The sequence below is a fragment of the Amycolatopsis albidoflavus genome, from assembly GCF_039525725.1.
In the GTDB taxonomy this organism is placed as follows: Bacteria; Actinomycetota; Actinomycetes; order Mycobacteriales; family Pseudonocardiaceae; genus Amycolatopsis; species Amycolatopsis albidoflava.
Window position 1 is genome coordinate 90,826 of record NZ_BAAAHV010000021.1, and the last position, 22,521, is coordinate 113,346.

Sequence of the window (22,521 nt, forward strand, 5' to 3'; positions counted from 1 at the left end):
TACCCGGCACTTCCTTCTCGAATGGGGCTGGTGACCACTATCGACGGTACCAACCGTGGGATTTCAGCCCGCGCGTGCGGGCAGCAGTTCACGCAGCGTCTCGACGTAATGGTCCGCGCCCTCGGGACGGAACTTCAGCGAGTCGTTGCGCACGACCACGCTGAGCACGCCCGCGCCGTGCGCGGCTTCCACGTCGTGGAAGGTGTCGCCGACGAGCACCGCCTCCTCCGGAGCCGCGCCGAAGTGCCGGAGCACCGCGGTCACGCCCTCGGGATCCGGCTTGAGCCGGCGGACGTCCTCCCGCCCTATGACGTGCAGGCCCCGGGCGAGGTTGCCCAGCGCGTCCTCGACGCACAGCCGTGAGTTCCTCGTCACCACCGCGAGCTGGTAGCTGGAAGGCAGCTCCGCCAGCAGTTCGCGCGCGCCGTCGGTGAATGCGCCCTGCGCCACGGAGGCGCGTTCGAACCGTGTCACGACGTCGAGCCGGGCGGTGTCGCCTTCGTCGAGCCAGCGCTGGAACAGCTCGCCGAGCTTGTCCTCAGCGGACAGTCCCAGCTCGGCGCGCAGGCCCCCGAAGTCGACCGGCAGCCGGAACAACGTGCCGTCGAAGTCGAAGGCCAGCACCTTCCGCCCGGTCAGATCCGCTTCGACGCCCATTCGCCTTCCTTGACCAAGCGATAGCCCATGTCGATCATGCGGACCCAGTACAGGTCGTCGGGCAGCGGGTTGTAGACCTCGGGCCGCTCGGGCAGCTCGTTGCCGAGGCCGAGCTGGATGTACATGTCAGGCATGTTCAGCCCGGCGTGCGCGAAGAAGTTGCTGGTGGTGAAGAAGCGGCCGACGTTGATCTCGGTGACCATCGGCACCCCGGCGGCGTTCTCCTTCATGTCCACGCAGAACACGCCGTGCGGCTTGTCGGACACCGCGCGCACCGCGGACTCGCCGATCTTGTTCACGTCGTCGCGGTTGACCGTCTTGGCCACCGACGGCGACGAGCTCTGCCCGCTCGGGGTCAGGTTGCCGAAGATGTATTCGATGCGGGAGCGCGCCTGCGAGGTGATCAGCTCGCCCTCGTGCCACAGGCTCTGCCACGCGAACTCCTCGCCCGGCAGGTATTCGCTGGCCATGAAGTCGCCGTAGTCGAGGCCGCGGAAGCCGCGCCAGTAGTCGATCCAGGCGTCGCCCTGGTAGAAGGAGTTGATCGGGAGGCTGCCCCGGGAGCCGGCGCCGCGGATGGCGCGCAGCCAGACCCGCGGGTTGATCTTCAGCAGCTCCTCGAGCCCGCCCTTGAGGTCGTCCGGCGAGTCGATCTTGATGGCTTCGGGCACCGAGACGCCGTTCGCCTTCATGTGCGCGTTGAACGCCATCTTGTCGTGGCACAACGCGATCGCGCGCGCGTCCGGCAGGAACGTCGGCGCGTTCAGCTTGTCGCGGTTCTCCGCGAGGTAGCCGACCTCGACGTCCGGCTGCGGGTGCACGAAATCGATGCGCTCGGCTTCGATGACGCGGTTGATCGCGTCGGCGTACCCGGGGTCGCTGACCGGCGGGACCAGGTATTTGGCCTCGACGTCGAGGAGTTCGAGGTGGAAGGGCTTCACGTCAGTGCCGACGACCTCGTAGTCGTTTCCGGCGACCGCGAGCGCGTCCCGGAAGTTGTAGGCGGCGGATCCGCCGGCGCCGGTGATGAGGATGCGTGCGCTGCTCATTCGCGTGTTCTCAGCCTTACCTGTTCAGTTCCCGCCGGAGCCGGGACGGTAGCCGGAAGCCCACTTGTGGTCGGCGAGTATCGTGACGCCCGCGTCTGTGCTGACTGCACCGAACTCGGGGCTCGTGCCATGCCGAGGCAAGACTGTACCGGACGCGCCGAAAGTGCCCGCCGAGAGCGAGAGACTGCAGATGATCCCCATTACCGTGGTCGACGTCCGTGCTGCGGAGGACCTGGTCGTCGAAGTGCTGCGATCCGGCGCTATCGCCCAGGGCCCGATGGTAAAGCGTTTCGAGGACGCGTTCGCACACGTCTCCGGAACGAAACACGCCATCGCCGTGAACAACGGGACGACCGCGCTGGTCGCGTCCCTGCAGGCACTCGACCTGCAGCCCGGAGACGAGGTCGTGACCTCGCCGTTCACCTTCGTCGCGACGCTGAACGCGATCCTGGAAGCCGGCGCGACCGTGCGGTTCGCCGACATCCGCCGCGACGATTTCGCGATCGACCCGGACGCCGTCGCGGCCGCCGTCGGCCCGCGCACCAAGGTGCTCATGCCGGTGCACCTCTACGGGCAGACCGCCGACATGGGCAAGCTCGCGCCGCTGGCCGCGGAGCACGGGCTGCACGTGGTCGAGGATTCCGCGCAGGCCGTCGGCGCTTCGTTCGAGGGCCGCAAGGCCGGCTCGTACGGCATCGGCTGCTTCTCGCTGTACGCGACGAAGAACGTGACCACCGCCGAGGGCGGCGTGATCACCACGGACGACGACGCGCTCGCCGACAAGCTGCGCGTGATGCGCAACCAGGGCATGAAGGCCCGCTACCAGTACGAGATGGCCGGCCACAACTACCGGATGACCGACCTGCACGCCGCCGTCGGCATCCCGCAGCTGGAGAAGCTCGACCAGCTCACCGCGGCCCGGCAGGCGAACGCGAAGCGGCTGTCCGAGGGTCTCGCCGGAACGCCGGGCCTCGAGGTGCCGCAGGTGCTGCCCGGCCGCGAACACGTGTGGCACCAGTACACCGTGCTGGTCGGCCCGCACGCGATGCTCTCGCGCGAGGAGTTCGCCTCCGCGCTGACCGAACGCGGCATCGGCAACGGGATCTACTACCCGAAGATCGTCTTCGACTACGAGTGCTACCGCGGGCACCCGCTGATCCCGGACGCCCGGGTCGAGGACTTCCCGGTGGCGGGCGCCGTTGCCGCGCAAGCGCTTTCGCTGCCGGTGCACCCGCACCTGACCGAGTCCGAGCTTGACCAGATCATCGAGACTGTTCGCGAGGTACTCGGCGCATGACGCACCGCATCGCACTCGTCGGCACCGGCAACATGGGCTCGCTGCACGCGCGCGTCCTGTCGCAGAACGACCGGGTGGACCTGGCCCGCGTCATCGACCCGCGCGAGGAAGCGGGCCGCGCGGTCGCCGACCGCTACGAAACCCAGTGGACGCCGGAAATCGGCTCACTGTCCGATGTGGACGCTGTGGTGCTCGCCTCGGCCACCGAGGTGCATTACGAACTGGCACAGGAGATTCTCGGCCAGGGCAAGCCGATGCTGGTCGAGAAGCCGGTGTGCAACAGCCTCGAGTTCTCGCAGGAAATCGTTGCCCTGTCGGCGAAAAAGGACGTCCCGCTGATGTGCGGGCTCCTGGAGCGCTACAACCCGGCCGTGATGACCGCGCGGGCGCTGGTGAACGAGCCGGTGCACCTGATGGCGCGCCGGCACGGCCCGTACGCGCCGCGGATCAAGACCGGGGTCGCGTGGGACCTGCTGGTGCACGACGTCGACCTGGCGATCCAGTTCTTCGGCGGGGCCACGCCGGGCCGGGTCACCTCCAGCGCGGGGTACTTCCACCCGCAGTCGGTCACCGGGGCCGAGGACACCATCGAGACGGTGCTGTCGTTCCCGAGCGGGCTGGCCACGGTGTCGGCTTCGCGGCTGGCGCAGCGCAAGGTCCGGTCGCTGATGGTGTCCGAACTGGACCGCATGGTGGAGATCGACCTGCTGCGCCGCGACGTGACGATCTACCGGCACGTCTCGCACGATTCGGTCACTCCCGACGGTCTCGGCTACCGGCAGCAGACCGTCATCGAGATCCCGGAACTGGTCACCGCGCGCGAACCGCTGGCGACCCAGCTGGACCGGTTCGTGGATCTGCTTGAGGGCAAGGTCGACGCTGATGCCGAGCGCGCGCTGATCCTGCCGTCGCACGAGGTTGTCGCGCAGGTTTTGACTGAGGCCGCCTGATTTATTTGGTGAGGCGTTTGCCGTCCGCGGAGTAGGCGACCAGCGGAGTCGCCCGCTCGGCGGACGGCACGTCGTCCTGGTCGAACCAGAACACGACCACTCCCGGATCCTCGCTCCAGCGCGCCGTGTGCGCCGGAATCGTGCGACCGTCCACTGTGGTCTCGATGCGAGCGGCCGGTCCGCTGAAATAGCCGTACACCGGCACCCAGATGTCCGCGACGGTCGTGCCGCCTGACGTCGCGTGGAAGCCGAACGAGCGGTCCTTGCCGTCGGATTCGTTGGCGAGGTAGAGCGGACGCAGGTTTCCGTCCGGCTCGGACAGGCTGGCCATCAGTCCGAATTGGACAGTCGGCAGGTTGTCCGGGTCATCGATTTCCGTTGCGTAGAAGACAAGTTCCGCGCCGTCGGTGTAGGTGCCGGTGGAGATCACTTCGCCGAGCGGCTTCTCCGCGGATGTCGGCGCCGGGACCGGTGTCGACGAAGCCACACTCGTCACGATCGGCGGTGGTGCCAACGCCGCGTGCACCTGTTCCGGCGCACTGCCCGGCGAACGCAGCCAGGTCGCACCGAACACCACGGCGACCACAGCCACCGCCGCACCGGAGGAAGTCAGAAACCGCCGCCTGCGCCGAATCCGGCCGCCTTCTTTGATGATGCGGTCGAGATCGGGCTCAGCAAAGGGTTCCGCGGGCGCTTCCTGGAGCGCGGCGCGCAACCGGTCGAGTTCGTCAGTCACGCGCTCACCTCCCCGACCAGCGCGTCCCCGTCGACGCGCAACTTCGCCAGCGCGCGAGAATTGGTGCTCTTGACCGTGCCGACGGACACGCCCAATTCCTCGGCGACTTGATGTTCCGGCAAATCGAAGAAATGCCGAAGCACGACGACGGCGCGCTCCCGGGCGGTGAGCCGGGCCAATGCGTCGGAAAGCCATTCCCGATCCGCGACGGCGTGCGAGATGTCCGGCACCTTCGGCGGTTCCGGCATCTCCTCGGTGGCGTATTCGCGGATCGGCCGGCGCCAGATGTCGATGACGTGATTGGCCAGCACGCGGCGAGCGTAGGCGTAGGGATTCTTCCGCCGGACTCGAGGCCAGGCCGCGTACGTGCGGGTGAAGGCGGTCTGCGCGGCGTCCTCGGCCTGGTGGCGATCGCCGGTGAGCAGGTAAGCGGCGTGCGTGAGCCGGGCAGAACAGGACCGCACGAAGTCGGCGAACTCGTCGTCCCCGCGCACCATCCCACCCCTGTTTCCCGGTCTCGGCGTCACTGTCCAGGTTACGGGGGCGGGAGACGTGCGTCGATGTAATGGCTGGTCAGTCTTGTCTCAATGGCGACGCATGGTGTTCGGGGAGGTGCTCGGGGTCAGCCTTGGGCTCGCGGGTCGATGAGTGCGGCGAGGTCGAGTTTCACCGGCGCGCCCGCGACTTCCAGTTCGACGCTGCCGGAGTACTCGCCGAAATTCTCGTAATCGCCGTCGATGAGCCGGTACGCGATCATGCTGACCGGTGGGTCCAAATCGACGATCCAGTAATGCTCAATACCCGCATCGGCATACTCGAACAGCTTCGCGCCCTGGTCGACATGCTTAGTGCCCGGCGAGAGCACCTCGATCACCAACTCGGCATCGGCTGCCGCGATGCGCGCCGGGTTGGCTTCCGCGACCTCAGATGCCGTCACGACGACATCCGGGACGCGGATCGTCAACGGGCTCTCGCACAGGAGCAGCTCCGCCTCGGCACCGGCGCTCATCTCCGGGCAGAGCTGCTCGTCGAGTAGAAACGCCAACCGCGTCACTGACCGCAGGTGAAACCACATCGGACGCGGCGACGGGACAAGAACCCCGTCAACGACCTCGACCCGCACCTCCGGGTGCGCCGGAAGGTCCGCCCAGTCGTCAAGGGTCAGGAGACGGTGAGGCCATTCAAGGTCCGAATCACTTCCCGCTGAAGTCACCCGACGGGGAGCCCCAGCCGGACGGGTCGTCCGACAAAGCGCGGCGGCGAGCGTTTTCCTCGCGGACCCGCTTGACCTCCGACTCGATGTATTCCTCGTCATAACGCTGGAACACCCGCGCCGGGTTGCCCGCTACCAGCGAGCGCGCCGGGACGTCCTTCGCGACCACCGAGTTCGGCTGCACCGTCGCGAAGTCACCGATCGTGACGCCGGGCATGATCACCACGAGGCCGCCGATGAAACAGCCCTTGCCGATTTTCACCGGCTTGCGTTCGATCAGATCACTGCCGGAATGGTTTTCCAGTGCCATGTTCGCGAGCCAGCTCGAATGCGTGAACACCAAGGTATTCAGCCCGATGCTGGTGTGTTCGCCGATTTCCAGCCCGCCGCTCGCGTCGAGGACCGCGCCCTCGCCGACCCAGCAGTGTTCGCCCATCGCGAGGTTGTCCGGGCTGACGATCTTGGCGCGTTCCCGCACGCGGCACGACTCCGGCAGGCCGAAAAACTTGGCCCGCTCGGCGTCGTTCATGTACTGCGTGACGAGGTCGTTCAGGATCATCGGGCGCAGCCGGTTGCTGCGCTCGTCGTCGAAGAACATCAGTTGTCCGCCACCAGTTTCGTGAGCACCCGCAGGTGTTCCTCGGTCACTACGTCCAGTCCGAAGTTGTCCCGGACCATCGACGCCTCCCGCTCGGCGATCCGCGCGCGTTCCTTCGGATCGTCCAAAAGGGACAGCACCGTGGTGGCGACCGCCTCGGAATCGTTGGGGCGCACCAGCAGGATGTTCTCGCCGTTGTGCAGTTCGATGCCCGGGTAGTTGTCCTCGGTGACCGACGCGATGGTCGCGGTGCCGGACAGCATCGCCTCCAGCGACGCGGTGCCGCAGCCGCCGTTGAGGTCGTGCGTGACGATGTCCGCGGCCGCGAAGTACGCGGGCACGTCCGCCTTCGGCACCGCGCCGGTGACGATCAGTGCGTCGGAAACGCCCAGTTCCTTGGCCCGCTGCTGGAAAGCGTCGTGATACACCCGCCCGACGACCACCACGCGCAGCCCGGGGTGCCGCTCCAGGATCGCGGGCAGCGCCTCGATCAGCGGCAGCCGGTCGCGCAGCGGGATCACGTGCCCGAGCGACACGATCAGCGGCGCGTCCCCGATTTCCAGTTCCGCGCGCACGTCCTTGGTCACCGGCTTCGCGAAATGCCCGGTGTCCACCGCGATCGGGAAGTACTCGGAGTTGTCGTCGCTCGTGCCGTAGCGCTGGACGCAGTAGTCCACGCCCTGCTTGTCGAGGATGATGTAGCGCGGGCGCAGGTACTTCAGCACCGGGTTGACCAGCAGCGCGTCGAGCGCGCGGAAAACCCGGCCGTACATCTTGTTCTCGCTGATCAGCAGCGTGTGGATGGTCAGCAGAACGGGCAGCTTGTGCCGGCGCGCGTAGATGCCGACCATCCAGGACAGGTCGAAGAACTGCCCGTGCAGGTGCACCGCGTCCGGTTTGAACTCGTTCAGCAGCTTCCACAGCCGCCGCCAGTTGCCCGGCCGCATCGACGCGAACGTCATGTCGAAGTCGATCGACAGGCCGAGCTGCGGCATTTTCACCGCGGGCAGGCGCACGACGCGGTATCCGTCGCGCTCCTCTTCCGCCGGCGCGTCACCGTAGGCAGCGGTGATCGCCAGCACTTCGTTCCCGGCGGCCGCGTACTCCGCGGCCAGCGAAGCCGACATGTGCGCGCTTCCGCCCACTCGCGGCGGGAAGAAGTTGTTCACCACCACGATCCGCATGGGCTTTCCTTCTGCCGGGCCCGCAGTGCTCATTACGCATTCCCCTCGGAAGACGCGCCGACGGAAGTACTCACTCGGAGTCCCGCACCAAAGCGCGCATGCCCTCTTCGACGGTGATGGTCGGCTCCCAGCCGAGCACCTCGCGGGCGCGGGTGATGTCCGCGGCGCGGCGGGAGACGAGGACGTCGCGCTTGTTGAAGACCGGCTCGACGTCGACGCCGACGGCCTCGATCAGGATCTTCGCCAGCGTGGCGATCGAGGTGTCGATGCCGGTGCCGATGTTGATCGGCAGGTTCGACTGCTCCGACTCCAGCGCCGCGACGACACCCTTGGCGAGGTCGGTCACGTGCACGAAGTCCATCGACTGGTCGCCCGCGCCGTCGATGATCGGCGGCTGGCCGGCGCGCAGGCGCTGGATGAAGTGGTTGATGACCGAGGTGTAGTACGCCTCGATCTTCTGGCCCGGGCCGTACACGTTGAAGAAGCGCAGCGCGTTCCAGGAAAGGCCCTTGGTGCGCTCGTAGAAGCCCAGCAGGTCCTCGCCCGCGCGCTTCGAAATGCAGTACGGGGTGAGCGGGTTCAGCTTGTCGTCCTCGTGCATCGGCAGCCGCTCCGGCTCGCCGTACACCGAGGCGCTGGAGGCGAACACCAGGCGCTCGACGCCCTCGTCGGCCGCGGCCGCGAAGACGTTGTTGTTGCCGACCATGTTGATGTCGATCGACTCGCCCGGGTCCGCGACCGACTTGTTGATCGACACGGTGGCGAAGTGGATCGCGTGCGTGCAGCCGCGGATGGCCTCGCGGACGCCGACGCCGTAACGCACGTCCTTCTCGACCAGTTCGACCTTGCCGGTGGCGACGAACTCGTTGACGCGGTCACGGTCGCCGCGGGTCATGTTGTCGAAGATGCGGACCGTGTAGTCCTTCTCGAGCAGCAGCGGGATCACGTGCGAGGCGATGAAACCGCCGGCGCCGGTGAAGAAAACTTTCTTGTCGGACATGGGTTCTCCTCAGGAAGGTCGGCGGGTCAGGAAAGGGCGGACACGGCTTCGCGCACGGTGGCGACCACGCGCTCGACTTCGCTGTCGGTGAGTTCCGCGTGCATCGGGATCGCCAGCTGGCGACGGAACGCGTCGGCGGAGACGGGCAGCGGCTGCTGCTCGCCGTACACCGGCTGCAAGTGGGAGGCGTAGGTGCCGAAGTTGCACTGCACGCCCTGCTCGCGGATCCGCAGCGCCAGCGCGTCGCGGCTGATCTCCGGAGCCACCGTCATCAAGTATGCCTGCCACGGGTGCTCGCGGTCGGGCGCCTCGACCGGCACGGTCAGCGCGTCGACATCCTCGAACGCCTCGTGGTAGCGCTTGGCCACCGAGCGGCGGGCGGAGAGCAGGTCCGGCAGCCGGTCGAGCTGCACGCCCATGATCGCGGCCTGGATGTCCGACAGCCGGAAGTTCCAGCCGAGCTCGTGGAACGTCGGGATCGGCAGTTCCTGCGAGCCCTCGCGGGTGAACGCCGGCTCGATGCCGTAGGTGTGGATCTTGCGCGCGTGCGCGATCAGGTCCTCGCGGTTCGAGACCAGCGCGCCGCCCTCGCCCGCGGTGATGCCCTTGCGGCCGTGGAAGGAGAACGCGGCGAGGTCGGCGAGGCTGCCTGCCGCGCGGTTGCGGTAGGTCGCGCCCGCGGAGCAGGCGGCGTCCTCGAACAGCCACAGGCCGTGCTTGTCGGCGATCGCGCGGTACTCGTCGAAGTCGCCGGGCTGGCCCGCGACGTCGACGGCCAGGATGCCGACCGTGCGCGGCGTGATGAGCGCTTCGATCGCGGCCGGGTCGGCGCTGAAGATGTCCGGGCGGATGTCGGCGAAGACCGGCTTCGCGCCGGCCTGCAGCACGGCGTGGCCGGTCGCCGGGAAGGTGTAGTCGCCGACGATCACCTCGTCGCCGGGCTGGACGCCGAGCACCTTCAGGCCCAGGAACAGGGCGGAGCCGCAGTTGCTGGTGGTCAGAGCGTGCGCGGTGCCGGTCAGCTGCGCGAACCGCTCCTCGAAGCGACGGCACGCCGGGCCCGCGCCGGCCAGCCAGCCGGAACGGAACACTTCGGCGACGGCTGCGAGCTCTTCGTCGCCGACGGTCGGCTTCCCGAGCAGGACGGGTTCGCCCACTGTAGATCTCCTGTGCATCGGGGTGTCCCGCATTGCGCGGGGTCGCGCCGAAGTGTATAGAAGTCGCGCTCGACGCCTGTTTCGGGGACAGAACCCACGGGTAAACACCCGATTGGGGCATAGGCTCACGGAATGCGGATCGGGGTACTGGGGGCCGTCGTCGCGTGGGACGGCGCGGGCGGGACGGTCGCCGTGGGCGGCCCGCGAGGCCGGGCGCTGCTCGCCTTGCTCGCGGCGGACGCCGGGCGGTTCGTGTCCGCCGAGCGGCTCATCGACGGGCTCTACGGCGAGGACCCGCCGGACAGCGCGGCCAACGCGCTCCAATCGCAGGTCTCGCGGCTGCGCAGCGCGCTGAAACTGCCGATCGAACTCACCTCGGCGGGGTACCGCCTCCGGATCGAACCGGACGAAGTGGACGCCCATCGCTTCGAACGACTGGCCACCGAAGGCCGTCGCGAACTGGCCGCGGGCGACCCGACGCGGGCCAGCGATCTGCTCGGCGAAGCGCTGGCGTTGTGGCGCGGACCGGCGTTCGCGGACGTCCCGACCGCTGAAGTGCAGACCACCCGGCTGAGCGAGCTCCGAGCCGAGGCCGCAGCCGACCGAGTCGACGCGGAGATCTCGCTCGGCCGCGCCGCCGACGTTCTCGACGAGCTGCGCACCGCCGTCGCCGAGAACCCCTTGCGCGAACGGTCGCAGGCCCAGTTGGTGCGCGCGCTGCACGCGGCTGGCCGGACCGCCGAGGCGCTGGCCGCCTTCGAGGACGCCCGCCGAACGCTCGCCGACGAACTGGGCGCGGACCCTGGTCCAGACCTCACCGAGGCGCATCTGGCCGCTCTGCGCGGCGAGTCCGCGAACGCCGCGACGCCGTTGCCCGCACAGCTCACGAGCTTCGTCGGCCGGGACAACGAGCTGAAGCAGGTCGCGGGTCTCCTGCGGCAGGCTCGGCTCGTCACGCTGCTCGGTCCGGGCGGGACCGGGAAGACCCGGCTGGCCATCGAGGCCGCGGCGGATGCGGGGCCGTGCGTCTTCGTGGAGCTGGCCCCGCATGTCGCCGACGACGTCCCGCAGGCCGTCCTCACCGCGCTCGGCCTGCGCGAGGGGGCTCGCGGTCGCCAGGATCCCGTCGAACGGCTTGTGTCGGCGCTGCGCGACCAGGCGACGTTGCTGGTGCTGGACAACTGCGAACACGTCATCGCCGCAGCCGCACGGTTGGTCGCTCAACTGCTGCCCGCTTGCCCCGGGCTGCGCGTCCTCGCGACGAGCCGGGAACCGCTCGGTATCACCGGCGAGCAGCTCGCGCCGATCCCCCGGCTGGCCGTTCCGCCGCCCGGTGATCCAGCCGTCGAGACCTATCCCGCGGTCCGGCTGTTCCTCGATCGCGCTCGGGCGAGCGACCCCGCATTCCGGCTGACCGACGAAACCGCGGCCGACGTCGTACGGATCTGCACCGCGCTCGACGGCCTCCCGCTCGCCCTGGAACTGGCCGCCGCCCGAGTGCGCACGCTGCCCGTCGCCGACATCGCCGCACGGCTCGACGACCGCTTCCAGCTCCTCGCCCGAGGCAGCCGCACCGCGGACGAACGGCACCGGTCGCTCCGCGGCGTCGTGGAATGGAGCTGGGATCTCCTCGATGACGACGAACGCCGCCTCGCCCGTCGGCTGACTGTCTTCACCGGCGGCGCGACGATCGCGTACGCCGAGCAGGTATGCGACGTCCCGGTCGACCTGCTCCCCGAACTCGCCGACAAGTCGCTCGTGGAGCCTTCGCTCGGGCGTTACCGAATGCTGGAGACGATCCGCGCGTTCTGCGCGGAAAAGCTCGACGCCGCAGGCGAGACCGACCGCTTCCGGCACGCGCACGCACGAGCGTTCCTGCGGCTCGCCGAAGAAGCCGACCCGAAGCTGCGTACCTCCGAACAGCTGGACTGGCTGCGGAAAATCGACGCTGAGTACGACAACATCGTGGCCGCGCTCCGTTGGTCGGCCGCGGCGGATCCCTCGACTGCCTTGCGGATCGCCACCGCGCTGTCGATGTATTGGTGGCTGCGCGGACGACGTTACGAAGGCGCGGCGCTGTCGATGGAAATCGTGCGCCACTGCCAAGCGGAACCGCCGGAAGGACACCGCGAGCAATTCCTCATGTGCCTGCTGACCGCGATGGCCGGCGCCCCCGAAGCCGCCGAGTCGGCGAACTATCGGTCCTATGTGGAGCAGTACCTAGTGGACAGTTCCTGGATCCCGGAGCATCCGATGATGCTCATGCTGTCCGGTGTCGTGCTGGGGCCGCCGGAGGACGACGAAGCGCGGCTTCGGCTGTCCGGGCTTCAAAACCACCCCGACCCATGGCTCACCGCGCTCGTGCCGATGGGCGACGGGCTGCGTTCGATGCTCGCCGGGGAACTCGACGAAGCCGAGCGCGGCCTGCGAGAGGGCGAGGCGCGTTACCGAGCGCTCGGCGAACGCTGGGGGCTGTCGATGGCGCTCGACCACCTGTCGCAACTGCTGGTTTTACGAGGCCGTCATGAGGAAGCACTCGCCGCGATGACCGAGTCCCTGTCGCTGATGCAGACGCTCGGCGCGACCGACGACTACGCGGACCTGCTGTGCCGTCGCGGCGACAGCCGGGCGTTGCGCGGCGATCTCAAGGGCGCGAAGGCCGACTACGAGCGCACCGTCGAGCTGGCCCACCGCACCGGGATGCCCGAGACGCGAGGCAGCGGTCACGTCGGCTTGTCCGGCCTCGCCCGCCGCTCCGGCGATCTGGCCGGCGCGCGGGCTCTCGCCGAGCAAGCGCTTGCCGAGTGCACGGCGGACTCGTTCTCGGCCGCCATGGTGCGGGCACTCGCGTCGATCGCGCTCGGCTGGATCGACGTCGCCGAGCACCGCCCGGAGGACGCCCGCCGCCGGATGCGGCTGGGGGTCGAGACCGCGCACCGCTGGCATGACCACGGGTCACTGGCCGTCGCGTTCGAGGGCGTCGCCGGGGTCTTCGCCGAGGAGGGCCGATTCGCCGACGCCGCGACGCTGCTCGGCGCGGCAGCCGCGGTGCGCGGGGCCGCCGTGCCCGGACAGCACGATGTCGCGCAGGTCACCGCGGCCGCGGAGAAGGCGCTCGGAGCCGACGCGTTCGCCGCCGCTTACACCGCCGGTAAGCAGCTCGAACCGCCCCAGCGGCTCGCGTTGGCCGGATTGTCCCCGGTTCAGTGAACGGGTACCACGCCGTCGGGGGGTACGCAGCGCCGCACCGAAGCGCGTAGCCTTCCCTGCCGTGCGGAACGTAGTTGTGATCGGTGGGGGAATCGTCGGGCTGTCGGTCGCGTGGGAACTGTCCCAGCGCGGTCAGGACGTGACGGTGCTCGAAAAGGAAGCTCGCTGGGCTGCGCACCAGACCGGGCACAACTCCAATGTCGTGCACGCCGGGCTCTACTACAAGCCGGGCTCGTTCAAGGCGCGGATGTCGGTCGGCGGCAACCGGTCCATTGTGGATTTCGCCCGGCAGTACGGGGTGCCGGTCGAGGTGTGCGGCAAGCTCGTGGTGGCCACGCGGGAGGAGGAGATCCCCGCGCTGGACACGCTCGCCGAGCGCGCCGAGGCCAATGGCGTGCCCGCCAAGCGGATCACCCCCGCGGAGGCCCGCGAGTACGAGCCGGAGGTGTCCTGCGTCGCCGCGCTGCGCGTCGAGTCGACCGGGATCATCGACTTCCCGGCGGTGTGCGCGGCGCTCGTGCGGCTGCTCGACGAGGCGGACGCGGACCTGCGGCTGAACACGCCCGCGCTGGGCATCCGCCCGGCTCGCGGCGGCGGCGTCGAGGTGGCCACCGGCTCCGAGGTGCTGCACGCGGACGCGCTGGTCAACTGCGCCGGCCTGCACGCGGACCGCGTCGCCGAACTGGCCGGCCTCACGCCGAGCGCGCGCATCGTGCCGTTCCGCGGCGAGTACTACGAGCTGAAGCCCGAGCGCCGCCACCTCGTGCGCGGCCTGATCTACCCGGTGCCGGACCCGACACTGCCGTTCCTGGGCGTGCACCTGACCCGCATGCTCGACGGCAGCGTCCACGCGGGCCCGAACGCCGTGCTCGCGCTGCGCCGCGAGGGTTACCGCTGGGCGGACGTGTCGGTGAAGGACCTCGCCGACGTCGCCCGCTTCCCCGGCGCGTGGAAGCTCGCGCGCAAGTACGCGTACCCGACCGGCCTCGAAGAGGTGCTGCGGTCGTTCTCGAAGAAGCGCTTCGCCGCCAGCCTCGCGCAGCTCGTGCCCGCGGTCACCGAGGACGACATCGTGCGCCACGGCTCCGGCGTGCGGGCGCAGGCACTGCGACCGGACGGTTCCCTGGTGGACGATTTCCTCATCGAGTCCACAAAGGACCAGGTGCACGTGCTCAACGCGCCGAGCCCGGCGGCGACGAGCGCGCTGGAGATCGCCAAGTACATCGCCGACCAGGTGACCGACTGAACCGTCCGATGTAGACGGTTCAGCTAGGCAGATTCCCCGACACCATCGGGATTCCGGCCTTGATGACGTCGCACGCCTTGTTCTTGTCCGCCAGCTGCCCGCTGACGATCTGGATCGAGGCGGTGTCCGAAACCGCGAGCCCGGCCGCGCAGATCACGCCGCCGGAATCGTTGAAGTTCGGGAACAGCGACCACTTCCGGCCGTTCGCGTCGATCTGCTCGGTCGGCGCGACATCCATGCCAGGCCAGCGTTTCAGCGGCACGTCCGGGCCGACCCAGACCTCGAACGGCTTCTGCCCGCCGTCGCCGTCGGTGTCTTTCCACAGGCAGTAGGTCACGTTCGGCGAGATGACCTTGGAGCTGTCCAGTTCGCCGTTCGGCACCATCTTCAGCTGCTGCGCCTGTTCCGGCTTCAGCAGCTGGCACGGGTTGACCGACGCGAGCGGCCCGGTCGGCGCGGTGCCCTCCGGCGGGGTGCTCGGCGCGATCGGCGGCGCGGGCTGCCCGCCCGGCAGATGCGCGGCCGCCTGCGGGATGACCTGCTTCGCGCGCTCGCACGCCTGCGCTTCGTCCGAAAAGGACACACTCACGAAGGCGAACGACTTCGGCCCGAGCGTGGTGTACAGGTCGCAGCTGCCGCCCATGAACCCGGCGTAGCGCGTCCACGGAAAACCGCCGAGCTGCACCGGGTCGGCCTTCTTGATGGCGCCCTGGAGGTAGTCGTCGAGGCTCAGGTCCACCGACCAGCCGACGGACATGACGATCGTGTGCTCGGTGTCCGTCGCGGTCCACAGGCACATCGCGGGCGCGCGCTGCGCCTTGCTGGCCTTCACCGACCTGCCCTGCGGCTTGTAGCCGAGCCCGGCGAGCTGCTTCGCGTCGAGCAGCGCGCACGGGTCGACGACCGGCGTGACCGGCCCCTGCCCCGGCACCGGCGAAGCCACGCCGCTCACCTGCTGCGTGCACCCGGCGAGCAGCATCGCGACCGCCGCCAGGGCGAGCGCCGCTCCTTTGAACCTCATCAGCTGCCTCCTCCGCTCCGCACCCTACTGACCAGCGCGGTTCGGCACCCGCGGAACGCGAAGGATCAACCCGGCGGCTTCGGCACCGCGCGCCGCACGACGAGCGCGGACACCCCGGACGCCACCACGGCCACCGCGGCGGCGGCGATCGCGACGGCCATCGTGGTTCCGCTCACCTGCGGCCGGAGCGGATGCGAGTTCGGCACCAGCAGCACGACACCGGAACCGATCGCCGCGAGCAGCAGCCCGAACAGCCAGATCCGCAGCGCGCCTTGGCGAAGCGTCGTGAGGAACTGCGCGTCCGCGGACCGGAACATCGGCCGCCGGTCCCTCCCCCGCACCAGCATGACCCCGTTGACGACGAGGCAGAACGCCGCGCCGCCGATCGCGATCAGCCCGAACCGGAACGACGCGTGCGTCCCCTTCTCCGCGGTGAAGAGCAGCCAGCCCGCGGTCGCGAGCACCGCGAAAGCCAGGGCGTAGTCCACTGTGGCCAGTGGACCCGCCTTGCGCAGCGCGGGGACCAGGGCTCTGTGGGATTCCATCTGAGGTTGTCTCGCCTTCGCGAAGTTCAGCGCTTGACCGGCTCCAGCACCTCAAGCCCGCCGAGGAACGGACGCAGAGCGACCGGCACCCGGACCGAACCGTCGGGCTGCTGGTGGTTCTCCACGATCGCGACGATCCAGCGCGTGGTCGCCAGCGTGCCGTTCAGCGTGGCGGCCGTCTGCGGTTTGCCGTTGTCGTCGCGGTAGCGGACGGACAGCCGGCGGGCCTGGAACGTGGTGCAGTTGGACGTCGACGTCAGCTCGCGGTAGGTCTCCTGCGTCGGGACCCACGCCTCGCAGTCGTACTTGCGGTAGGCGGACGTGCCGAGGTCGCCGGTCGCGGTGTCGATGACCCGGTACGGGACCTCGATCGCGGCCAGCATGTCCTCTTCCCAGCCCAGCAGCCGCTCGTGCTCGGACTCGGCGTCCTCGGGCTTGGCGAAGACGAACATCTCGACCTTGTCGAACTGGTGCACGCGGATGATGCCGCGGGTGTCCTTGCCGTACGACCCGGCCTCGCGGCGGTAGCACGACGACCAGCCGGCGTAGCGGCGCGGACCGGCGCCGAGGTCGAGGATCTCGTCCGAGTGGTAGCCCGCGAGCGGAACCTCCGACGTGCCGACGAGGTACAGGTCGTCGTCGCGCAGCCGGTACACCTCCGACGAGTGCGCGCCGAGGAAGCCGGTGCCGGCCATGATCTCCGGGCGGACCAGCGACGGCGTGATCATCGGTGTGAAGCCGTTCGCCATCGCGCGCGCCACGGCCATGTTCAGCAGCGCCAGCTGCAGCTGCGCGCCGACGCCGGACAGGAAGTAGAACCGCGAGCCCGACACCTTCGCGCCGCGCTCCATGTCGAGCGCGCCGAGGCCTTCCATCAGCTCGAGGTGATCGCGCGGGGCGAAGTCGAACGACGGCACCTCGCCGACGGTCTTCAGCACCGCGAAGTCGTCCTCGCCGCCGATCGGCGCGTCCGGGTGCACCAGGTTCGGCAGGATGCGGAACAGCTGGTCGAACTCTTCGGAAGCCTCGTTCTGCTCGACCTCGGCGGCCTTGACCTGCGCCGACAGGTCCTTGGCGCGGGCGAGCAGGGCGGGCTTGTCCTCGGGAGAGGCCTTCGGCACCTGCTTGGACACGGACTTCTGCTCGGCCCGCAGCTTGTCGGCGGTGGCGATCGCAGAGCGGCGGCGCGTGTCGAGGTCGAGCAGCTTGTCGACCACTCCCTCGTCCTCGCCACGGGCACGCTGCGACGCGCGCACGGCTTCCGGGTCTTCGCGCAGAGTCCTGGGGTCAATCACGCACCGAAGGGTAGTCGCAGGCCAGCCGGGACTTCGACGCGGTTTCCCGTACACACTGTGCGGCGCCCCGAAGACAACCCGACAGTCTGATCGTTGTCGCCCGTTTCCCGCGCTCCCCATACTCGCTAGAACCCGGAGCGGAGGGAACTCACATGACCGACGACCTGCTCTCGCGCCACCGCGCGGTGCTCCCGTCCTGGATGTCCCTGCTGTACGACGAGCCGATCGAAATCGTGCACGCGCAGGATCGCCGTCTCACCGATTCCACCGGCCGCACCTACCTCGACTTCTTCGCCGGCGTGCTCACCAACGCCATGGGCTACGACATCTCCGCGATCAGCGACGCCGTCCGCAAGCAGCTGGACACCGGCGTCCTGCACACCTCGACGCTGTACCTGATCCGCTCGCAGGTGGAGCTGGCCGAGCGGATCGCGGAACGCTCCGGCATCCCGGACGCCAAGGTGTTCTTCACCAACTCCGGCAGCGAGGCCAACGACACCGCGCTGATGCTCGCCACCCAGTACCGCCGCAGCAACCAGGTGCTGGCGATGCGGAACTCCTACCACGGCCGGTCGTTCGGCACGGTCGCGATCACCGGCAACCGCGGCTGGTCGGCGTCGTCGCTGAGCCCGATCAAGGTCAACTACGTCCACGGCGGCTACCGCTACCGCAGCCCCTTCCGCGACCTGCCCGACGCGGCCTACATCGACGCCTGCGTCGCCGACCTGGTCGAACTCCTGGAAACCGCCACCGCCGGCGACGTCGCCTGCCTGATCGCCGAGCCGATCCAGGGCGTCGGCGGCTTCAGCTCCCCGCCGGACGGCCTGTTCAAGGCGATGAAGGAAGTCCTGGACGACCACGGCATCCTGTTCGTCTCCGACGAGGTCCAGACCGGCTGGGGCCGCACCGGCGACCACTACTGGGGCATCCAGGCCCACGACGTGGTGCCGGACATGATGACCTTCGCGAAGGGCCTGGGAAACGGCCTCGCAGTAGGCGGCGTGGTCGCCCGGGGCGACGTGATGGACTGCTTCAAAGCAGAGTCGTTCTCCACCTTCGGCGGCAACCCGGTGTCGATGCAGGGCGCGCTGGCCGTCCTGGACTACATCGACGACCACGACCTGCAGGCGAACTGCAAAGCCCGCGGCGACCAGCTGATGCGAGGCCTGCGCGCGGCGAACAGCCCGTTCGTCGGAGAGGTGCGCGGCAAGGGCTTGATGATCGGCGTCGAACTGATCGAGCCGGGCACCACGACGCCGAATGTCCGCGCTGCCAAGCAAATGCTGGAAGAAACGAAAGACCGCGGGCTGCTCATCGGAAAGGGCGGGCTGCACAAAAACGTCCTGCGCATCGGACCGCCGATGACGCTCACCGAGGCCGAAGCCGCCGAGGGTCTGCAGATCCTGCTCGACTCGCTGGCCGCGCTGTCCTGACCGCTCGCCCCGCCGATTTTGTCGTACCCCGGTGCGAAGATCCGTGCTCGTGAACACCGAACAGTTCTGGGCGTTGATTGACCAGGCACGCGGCCAGGCCTCCGCACCGAGCGACAGCTACGAGGTAGCCGAACAAGCCCGCGCGTTGCTCGCCGTGCGTCCGCGGGAGGAGATCGTGGCCGCCCAGCAGATCGTCTGCGACCTGCTGGCCGACTCCTACCGCGGGTCGCTGTGGGCAGCCGCCTATCTGGTCAACGGCGGCTGCTCCGACGACGGCTTCGACTACTTCCGCGGCTGGCTGGTCGTACAAGGCCGGGAGGTCTTCGAACGGATCACGGCCGCCCCGGACGAATTGGCCGAACTGTCCGCGACGCGCGAGGCCACGGCGAACGGCGAAGAACTGGAGTGCGAAGCCACCCTGGGCATCGCGTCGAACGCGCACCTCGACGCGACCGGAGAGGAGATTCCCGCTGACTCGTTCACGGTCCGGTACCCGTCGCTGGACCCCGAGTGGGAGTTCGATTACGAGGACGCCGCAGAGATGCGGCGCAGGCTGCCTCGCTTGGCCGCGTCCTGCTTGAACTGATCCCGCGGCGCCGCAAGCCGTGCGGGAACCGTCCCGCACGGCAGCCGGTCAGCGGCGGACGAAGCGCGCCACGTGCTCCGCGAGCGTCTCCCCCGCGTCCTCCTGCAGGAAATGCCCCGCCCCAGCGACCGTCGGATGGTCCAGACCAGCCGCCCCGCGCATCGACCGCTGCAGAATCGGCCCCATCGCGCCGGTGATCGGATCCCCGTCCGAAAACGCGCACAGGAACGGCACGTCCAGCTCAGTCAGCGTCGCCCAAGCCGCCCGGTTGGCCTCCGACGCCGGATCGTCCGGACGGGTCGGCACCAGCCCCGGCATCGCCCGCGGTCCGGCCTTGTACATCTCGTTCGGGAACGGCGCGTCGTAAGCCGCGCGAATCTCCTCCGACAGCGGCGTCTGGCAGCCGGCCTGCACGCACCGCCCGACGTCCAGGATCTGCGCGCCCTCCACCGCCTCCCGGAACTTGTGCCACACCGGAGGCATGTCCACGTCCCCCGTCGGCAGCCCGGTATTGGCCGCGACCACACCGGCGAAGCGCCCCGGGTTCTCGGCCACCAGCCGCAGCCCGATCAGCCCGCCCCAGTCCTGCCCGACCACCGTGACCCCTTCGAGCCCGAGGACGTCGAACGAGAACCGGCGCATCCACTCCACGTGCCGCGCGTAACTGTGGTCGACGATCTCCGCGGGCTTGTCCGACCGCCCGAACCCGACCAGGTCCGGCGCGATCGCCCGCAGCCCGGCGTCGGCGAGCACCGGAAGCATCTTCCGGTAGAGGAACGACCAGCTCGGCTCGCCGTGGAGCAGCAGAACCGGCGGCCCGTCGGCGGGTCCCGCCTCGACGTAGCCGACTCTGATCAGGCCGCCGTCCGGGTCGGACAGGTCGGTGTACTGAGGTTCGAACGCGAAGTCGGGCAGATCCGCAAACCGGTCTTCCGGCGTCCTGAGCAATCGCACGGTTCCCACGTTAGTGGGAACGGGACCGCGCGGCAGTGCGCGAACGCTACGAAATCGCTACCGCGACGACCAGCCCGAGCCCCAGGTGCGCCGCCGCCACGACGACGCTCGCCGGCGCGAACTTCTCGCTCTGGATCGTGGACCCGACATCGATCCGGGTCGCCCACTCCAGCAGCCGCACGGCCAGCACCTGAACGATGACCCCGATCAGGCCGTAGACCAGCGACGTGATCAGCCCGGCGGTCAAGTCGCTCGCGGAGCTGTAGATCGCCACGACCACGATGAACGCCATCGACAGCAGCCCGGACGCGGTCACGATCACCGCGTTCGGCAGCCCGCGGGTGACCAGCTTCGACAGCTTGCCCGGCGTGGTGAAGTCGATCGCGTAGAAGCCGGCGAACATCAGCAGCAGGCCGACGATGCCGTACAGCAGGATCGCGCCGATGCCGCGCACGAGGTCGGAACCGAACGTTGCGGGCAGCGCGAGCGTCGTGGACACGGAGTCTCCCTGGATGGCCGAGTCAGCTCAGCAAATCGGACATCCAGGGTTTTATCACGACTCCGGAATCCGGTGCGGGACAAACGCCGCACCGTCGTCGGTGACGAGTCCGCTGGTCTCGCGGATCCCGAGCCCCGCCGACTGGTCGCCGACGATCCACGCGCCCAGCGCGGGCCGGTATCCGTCGAACTCCGGCAGCGGGTCGAACGCCTGGTAGACGTAGCCTTCCGCGCCGTAGACCCCGTCCGTCTGCGTCTCGTACCCGGTGGCCACGATCTGCACGTTCGCGCCCTCGCGGCCGAGCTTCGGCTTGCGCACGTACTCGGTGAGGAGGCCGGGGTCGTCAGCGAACGCGGGCAGCAGGTTCGGGTGCCCGGGGTAGTTCTCCCACAGCACCGCGAGCAGCGTCTTGTTCGACAGCAGCATCTTCCACAGCGGTTCGACCCACAGCGTGCGCGGCATGGTCTCCACCGCGAACTTGCCGAACTCCTCGTCGACGACCCACTCCCACGGGTACAGCTTCACCACCGTGGACATCTGCGCCTCGGCGAGGTCGACGAACCGCTTGAGCACCGGGTCCCAGCCGATCTCCTCGATCGCGAGCCCGACCGTGTCGAGCCCGGCCTCGGCGGCGGTCTCCTGCAGGTACGCCGTGGTCACGTGGTCCTCGCCGCTCGGGTCGGCCGCGGACCAGGTGAAGTGCAGTTCGTTCGACGGCAGCTTGCCGCCGAGTTCCTCCCAGCGCTCCACCAGCTTCTCGTGGATGGAGTTCCACTGATCGTCTTCCGGGAAGACGTCGGTCTTCCAGTGCCACTGCAGCAGCGACGCCTCCAGCAGCGTGGTCGGCGTGTCCGCGTTGTACTCCAGCAGCTTGGCCGGCGATTTGCCGTCGTAGCGCAGGTCGAAGCGGCCGTAGACGTGCGGGTCCTGGCGCTTCCACGATTCCGCGATGTGCGGCCACACCCACTCCGGGATGCCGAAGCGCTGGTACTGCTCGGTGGTCACGACGTTGTCGACGGCCTCCAGGCACATCGAGTGCAGCAGCTCGACGTCCGCCTCGAGCGAGAGCACCTCGTCCATGTCGAAGACGTAGTGCACCGACTCGTCCCAGTACGGCCGCGGCTTGCCGGTGCCGTCGCGTGCCGGGGTGCCGTAGACCAGGCCCTGCTCTTCGACGATCCGCTGCCAGTCGCGGCGCGGTTCCCGCCGGTCCCGATACACCTACGAGCCTCCGCTCTTGCCGGTCCCGCCGGTGCCTCCGGAGGTGCCGCTCTTGCCGCTGATGCCGAACCCGCCGCGCTGGACGCTGGTGCCCGACTTGGTCGAAACGTTGGTGTTGCCCGACGGCGCGGTGTAGCTGCCGCCGGACACGTGCTGCCCGATGTTCCCGGTGCCGCCGTAGTTGTAGCGGTACTGGGTGAACCCGGTGCCGCCGGGAATCGGGATGAACCAGAACCCGCCGCTGTAGTGCCCGCCGTGGCGCTGGGCGTAGTCGTCAGTGCAGTAGTCGTCGTTCTGGATGACCCCGTCGGACGTGACGCAGGACGCGGTGACCTCGGCGGGCTTCGCGATCGTGTAGAACGTCGCGACCAGCCCGACGAGACCGACAGTGACCCCGCTGCCGATCAGGATCTTGCGTTTGGTGGCCGCCTTCGCGTCCGCCGCCTCCCGCGCCGCCAGGGCTTCCTGCCGCTCGCGTTCCTGGTCGGCGATGGCCTGTTTACGGGCCCGTTGTTCGGCCACCGAGGGCTGCCGCGGCTGCGTGTTCGCGTCCTGGAACCGCATCGAACCCGGCTTCTTCTGCTCCTCGGCCGGCTGCGCGCCGCTGTTGTCGTCTTGCGTCATGTGCGCTCCGTAATCCCCCAGCACTGCAAACCCCGCGTTCCACCCT

The 22,521-nt window shown here is 69.0% G+C and carries 22 protein-coding genes; 6 read left to right on the top strand and 16 right to left on the bottom strand.

What is annotated here, in order from left to right:
- Nucleotides 1–63: 63 nt before the first annotated feature.
- Both ABD156_RS31025 and ABD156_RS31030 read right to left on the bottom strand, forming a co-directional pair.
- Nucleotides 64–657: an HAD family hydrolase gene (locus ABD156_RS31025; protein WP_344281793.1), complete on the bottom strand. Its 594-nt coding sequence runs from the start codon at nucleotides 655–657 to the stop codon at nucleotides 64–66.
- Nucleotides 636–1,706: an ATP-grasp domain-containing protein gene (locus ABD156_RS31030; protein ID WP_344281796.1), complete on the bottom strand. Its 1,071-nt coding sequence runs from the start codon at nucleotides 1,704–1,706 to the stop codon at nucleotides 636–638. Before ABD156_RS31030 ends, ABD156_RS31025 begins: the two co-directional genes overlap by 22 nt.
- Nucleotides 1,707–1,896: 190 nt before the next feature.
- On the opposite strand from ABD156_RS31030, the gene ABD156_RS31035 reads away from it, so the two are divergent.
- On the top strand, nucleotides 1,897–3,003 hold the full coding sequence (locus tag ABD156_RS31035; RefSeq protein ID WP_344281799.1) for a DegT/DnrJ/EryC1/StrS family aminotransferase: 1,107 nt from the start codon (nucleotides 1,897–1,899) through the stop codon (nucleotides 3,001–3,003).
- Nucleotides 3,000–3,953, top strand: a complete 954-nt coding sequence (locus tag ABD156_RS31040; protein WP_344281802.1) for a Gfo/Idh/MocA family protein — start codon at nucleotides 3,000–3,002, stop codon at nucleotides 3,951–3,953. Before ABD156_RS31035 ends, ABD156_RS31040 begins: the two co-directional genes overlap by 4 nt.
- A gap of 1 nt (nucleotide 3,954) precedes the next feature.
- Here ABD156_RS31040 and ABD156_RS31045 read toward each other — a convergent pair whose 3' ends face one another.
- The 7 genes from ABD156_RS31045 to ABD156_RS31075 form a co-directional block, all read right to left on the bottom strand.
- Nucleotides 3,955–4,689 (bottom strand): hypothetical protein, encoded by a 735-nt coding sequence (locus tag ABD156_RS31045; protein WP_344281805.1) that lies wholly within the window; start codon nucleotides 4,687–4,689, stop codon nucleotides 3,955–3,957.
- Entirely contained in the window at nucleotides 4,686–5,186 is a 501-nt protein-coding gene (locus ABD156_RS31050; protein WP_344281808.1) for a SigE family RNA polymerase sigma factor, read from the bottom strand. Before ABD156_RS31050 ends, ABD156_RS31045 begins: the two co-directional genes overlap by 4 nt.
- A 125-nt stretch (nucleotides 5,187–5,311) precedes the next feature.
- Nucleotides 5,312–5,902: a Uma2 family endonuclease gene (locus ABD156_RS31055; RefSeq protein WP_344281811.1), complete on the bottom strand. Its 591-nt coding sequence runs from the start codon at nucleotides 5,900–5,902 to the stop codon at nucleotides 5,312–5,314.
- Nucleotides 5,883–6,500: an acyltransferase gene (locus ABD156_RS31060; RefSeq protein WP_344281814.1), complete on the bottom strand. Its 618-nt coding sequence runs from the start codon at nucleotides 6,498–6,500 to the stop codon at nucleotides 5,883–5,885. Before ABD156_RS31060 ends, ABD156_RS31055 begins: the two co-directional genes overlap by 20 nt.
- Nucleotides 6,500–7,684: a glycosyltransferase family 4 protein gene (locus ABD156_RS31065; protein WP_344281817.1), complete on the bottom strand. Its 1,185-nt coding sequence runs from the start codon at nucleotides 7,682–7,684 to the stop codon at nucleotides 6,500–6,502. The genes ABD156_RS31060 and ABD156_RS31065 overlap by 1 nt, the downstream gene beginning before the upstream one ends.
- A gap of 70 nt (nucleotides 7,685–7,754) precedes the next feature.
- The gene (locus ABD156_RS31070) at nucleotides 7,755–8,684 is read right to left on the bottom strand and encodes an NAD-dependent epimerase/dehydratase family protein (RefSeq protein WP_344281820.1); all 930 of its coding nucleotides are present in this window, start codon (nucleotides 8,682–8,684) and stop codon (nucleotides 7,755–7,757) included.
- A 26-nt stretch (nucleotides 8,685–8,710) separates the two neighbouring features.
- Nucleotides 8,711–9,859 (bottom strand): DegT/DnrJ/EryC1/StrS family aminotransferase, encoded by a 1,149-nt coding sequence (locus tag ABD156_RS31075; protein WP_350539760.1) that lies wholly within the window; start codon nucleotides 9,857–9,859, stop codon nucleotides 8,711–8,713.
- 114 nt (nucleotides 9,860–9,973) lie between these two features.
- On the opposite strand from ABD156_RS31075, the gene ABD156_RS31080 reads away from it, so the two are divergent.
- Nucleotides 9,974–13,051 carry an AfsR/SARP family transcriptional regulator gene (locus ABD156_RS31080; RefSeq protein WP_344281826.1) on the top strand — a complete coding sequence of 1,026 codons (3,078 nt, stop codon included), beginning with the start codon at nucleotides 9,974–9,976 and terminating at the stop codon, nucleotides 13,049–13,051.
- A gap of 61 nt (nucleotides 13,052–13,112) precedes the next feature.
- Complete coding sequence (gene lhgO / locus ABD156_RS31085) at nucleotides 13,113–14,297, top strand: L-2-hydroxyglutarate oxidase (RefSeq protein WP_344281829.1); 1,185 nt, start codon at nucleotides 13,113–13,115, stop codon at nucleotides 14,295–14,297.
- Between the two features lie 19 nt (nucleotides 14,298–14,316).
- Here lhgO and ABD156_RS31090 read toward each other — a convergent pair whose 3' ends face one another.
- The 3 genes from ABD156_RS31090 to serS all read right to left on the bottom strand — a co-directional run bounded on the left by ABD156_RS31090 (nucleotide 14,317) and on the right by serS (nucleotide 17,158).
- The gene (locus tag ABD156_RS31090; protein WP_344281832.1) at nucleotides 14,317–15,318 is read right to left on the bottom strand and encodes a DUF3558 family protein; all 1,002 of its coding nucleotides are present in this window, start codon (nucleotides 15,316–15,318) and stop codon (nucleotides 14,317–14,319) included.
- Between the two features lie 65 nt (nucleotides 15,319–15,383).
- Nucleotides 15,384–15,863 carry a hypothetical protein gene (locus ABD156_RS31095; RefSeq protein WP_344281835.1) on the bottom strand — a complete coding sequence of 160 codons (480 nt, stop codon included), beginning with the start codon at nucleotides 15,861–15,863 and terminating at the stop codon, nucleotides 15,384–15,386.
- Between the two features lie 26 nt (nucleotides 15,864–15,889).
- Entirely contained in the window at nucleotides 15,890–17,158 is a 1,269-nt protein-coding gene (gene serS / locus ABD156_RS31100) for a serine--tRNA ligase (RefSeq protein ID WP_344281838.1), read from the bottom strand.
- Nucleotides 17,159–17,310: 152 nt separating this feature from the next.
- Here serS and ABD156_RS31105 point away from each other — a divergent pair, with 152 nt between their 5' ends.
- Nucleotides 17,311–18,591 (top strand): aspartate aminotransferase family protein, encoded by a 1,281-nt coding sequence (locus ABD156_RS31105; RefSeq protein ID WP_344281841.1) that lies wholly within the window; start codon nucleotides 17,311–17,313, stop codon nucleotides 18,589–18,591.
- Between the two features lie 49 nt (nucleotides 18,592–18,640).
- A complete protein-coding gene (locus ABD156_RS31110) occupies nucleotides 18,641–19,177 on the top strand; it encodes a DUF4240 domain-containing protein (RefSeq protein WP_344281844.1) in 537 nt (178 codons plus the stop codon).
- A gap of 48 nt (nucleotides 19,178–19,225) precedes the next feature.
- On the opposite strand, the gene ABD156_RS31115 is transcribed toward ABD156_RS31110, so the two are convergent.
- The 4 genes from ABD156_RS31115 to ABD156_RS31130 are packed head-to-tail and all read right to left on the bottom strand — an operon-like array spanning nucleotide 19,226 to nucleotide 22,475.
- Entirely contained in the window at nucleotides 19,226–20,140 is a 915-nt protein-coding gene (locus tag ABD156_RS31115) for a haloalkane dehalogenase (RefSeq protein ID WP_344281847.1), read from the bottom strand.
- Between the two features lie 37 nt (nucleotides 20,141–20,177).
- Nucleotides 20,178–20,630, bottom strand: coding sequence for a DUF350 domain-containing protein (locus ABD156_RS31120; protein ID WP_344281850.1), 453 nt, complete (start codon nucleotides 20,628–20,630; stop codon nucleotides 20,178–20,180).
- Between the two features lie 54 nt (nucleotides 20,631–20,684).
- A complete protein-coding gene (locus ABD156_RS31125) occupies nucleotides 20,685–21,851 on the bottom strand; it encodes a glutathionylspermidine synthase family protein (RefSeq protein ID WP_344281853.1) in 1,167 nt (388 codons plus the stop codon).
- Nucleotides 21,852–22,475, bottom strand: coding sequence for a hypothetical protein (locus ABD156_RS31130; protein ID WP_344281856.1), 624 nt, complete (start codon nucleotides 22,473–22,475; stop codon nucleotides 21,852–21,854).
- Nucleotides 22,476–22,521: the final 46 nt, after the last annotated feature.

Coding starts and splice junctions, on each gene's coding strand:
- ABD156_RS31040 (WP_344281802.1), top strand. CDS start 3,000: ATGACGCACCGCATCGCACTCGTCGGCACCGGCAACATGGGCTCGCTG.
- ABD156_RS31105 (WP_344281841.1), top strand. CDS start 17,311: ATGACCGACGACCTGCTCTCGCGCCACCGCGCGGTGCTCCCGTCCTGG.
- ABD156_RS31075 (WP_350539760.1), bottom strand. CDS start 9,859: ATGCACAGGAGATCTACAGTGGGCGAACCCGTCCTGCTCGGGAAGCCG.
- ABD156_RS31060 (WP_344281814.1), bottom strand. CDS start 6,500: ATGTTCTTCGACGACGAGCGCAGCAACCGGCTGCGCCCGATGATCCTG.
- ABD156_RS31070 (WP_344281820.1), bottom strand. CDS start 8,684: ATGTCCGACAAGAAAGTTTTCTTCACCGGCGCCGGCGGTTTCATCGCC.
- ABD156_RS31095 (WP_344281835.1), bottom strand. CDS start 15,863: ATGGAATCCCACAGAGCCCTGGTCCCCGCGCTGCGCAAGGCGGGTCCA.
- ABD156_RS31025 (WP_344281793.1), bottom strand. CDS start 657: ATGGGCGTCGAAGCGGATCTGACCGGGCGGAAGGTGCTGGCCTTCGAC.
- ABD156_RS31035 (WP_344281799.1), top strand. CDS start 1,897: ATGATCCCCATTACCGTGGTCGACGTCCGTGCTGCGGAGGACCTGGTC.
- ABD156_RS31090 (WP_344281832.1), bottom strand. CDS start 15,318: ATGAGGTTCAAAGGAGCGGCGCTCGCCCTGGCGGCGGTCGCGATGCTG.
- ABD156_RS31030 (WP_344281796.1), bottom strand. CDS start 1,706: ATGAGCAGCGCACGCATCCTCATCACCGGCGCCGGCGGATCCGCCGCC.
- ABD156_RS31080 (WP_344281826.1), top strand. CDS start 9,974: ATGCGGATCGGGGTACTGGGGGCCGTCGTCGCGTGGGACGGCGCGGGC.
- ABD156_RS31065 (WP_344281817.1), bottom strand. CDS start 7,684: ATGCGGATCGTGGTGGTGAACAACTTCTTCCCGCCGCGAGTGGGCGGA.
- ABD156_RS31050 (WP_344281808.1), bottom strand. CDS start 5,186: ATGGTGCGCGGGGACGACGAGTTCGCCGACTTCGTGCGGTCCTGTTCT.
- ABD156_RS31130 (WP_344281856.1), bottom strand. CDS start 22,475: ATGACGCAAGACGACAACAGCGGCGCGCAGCCGGCCGAGGAGCAGAAG.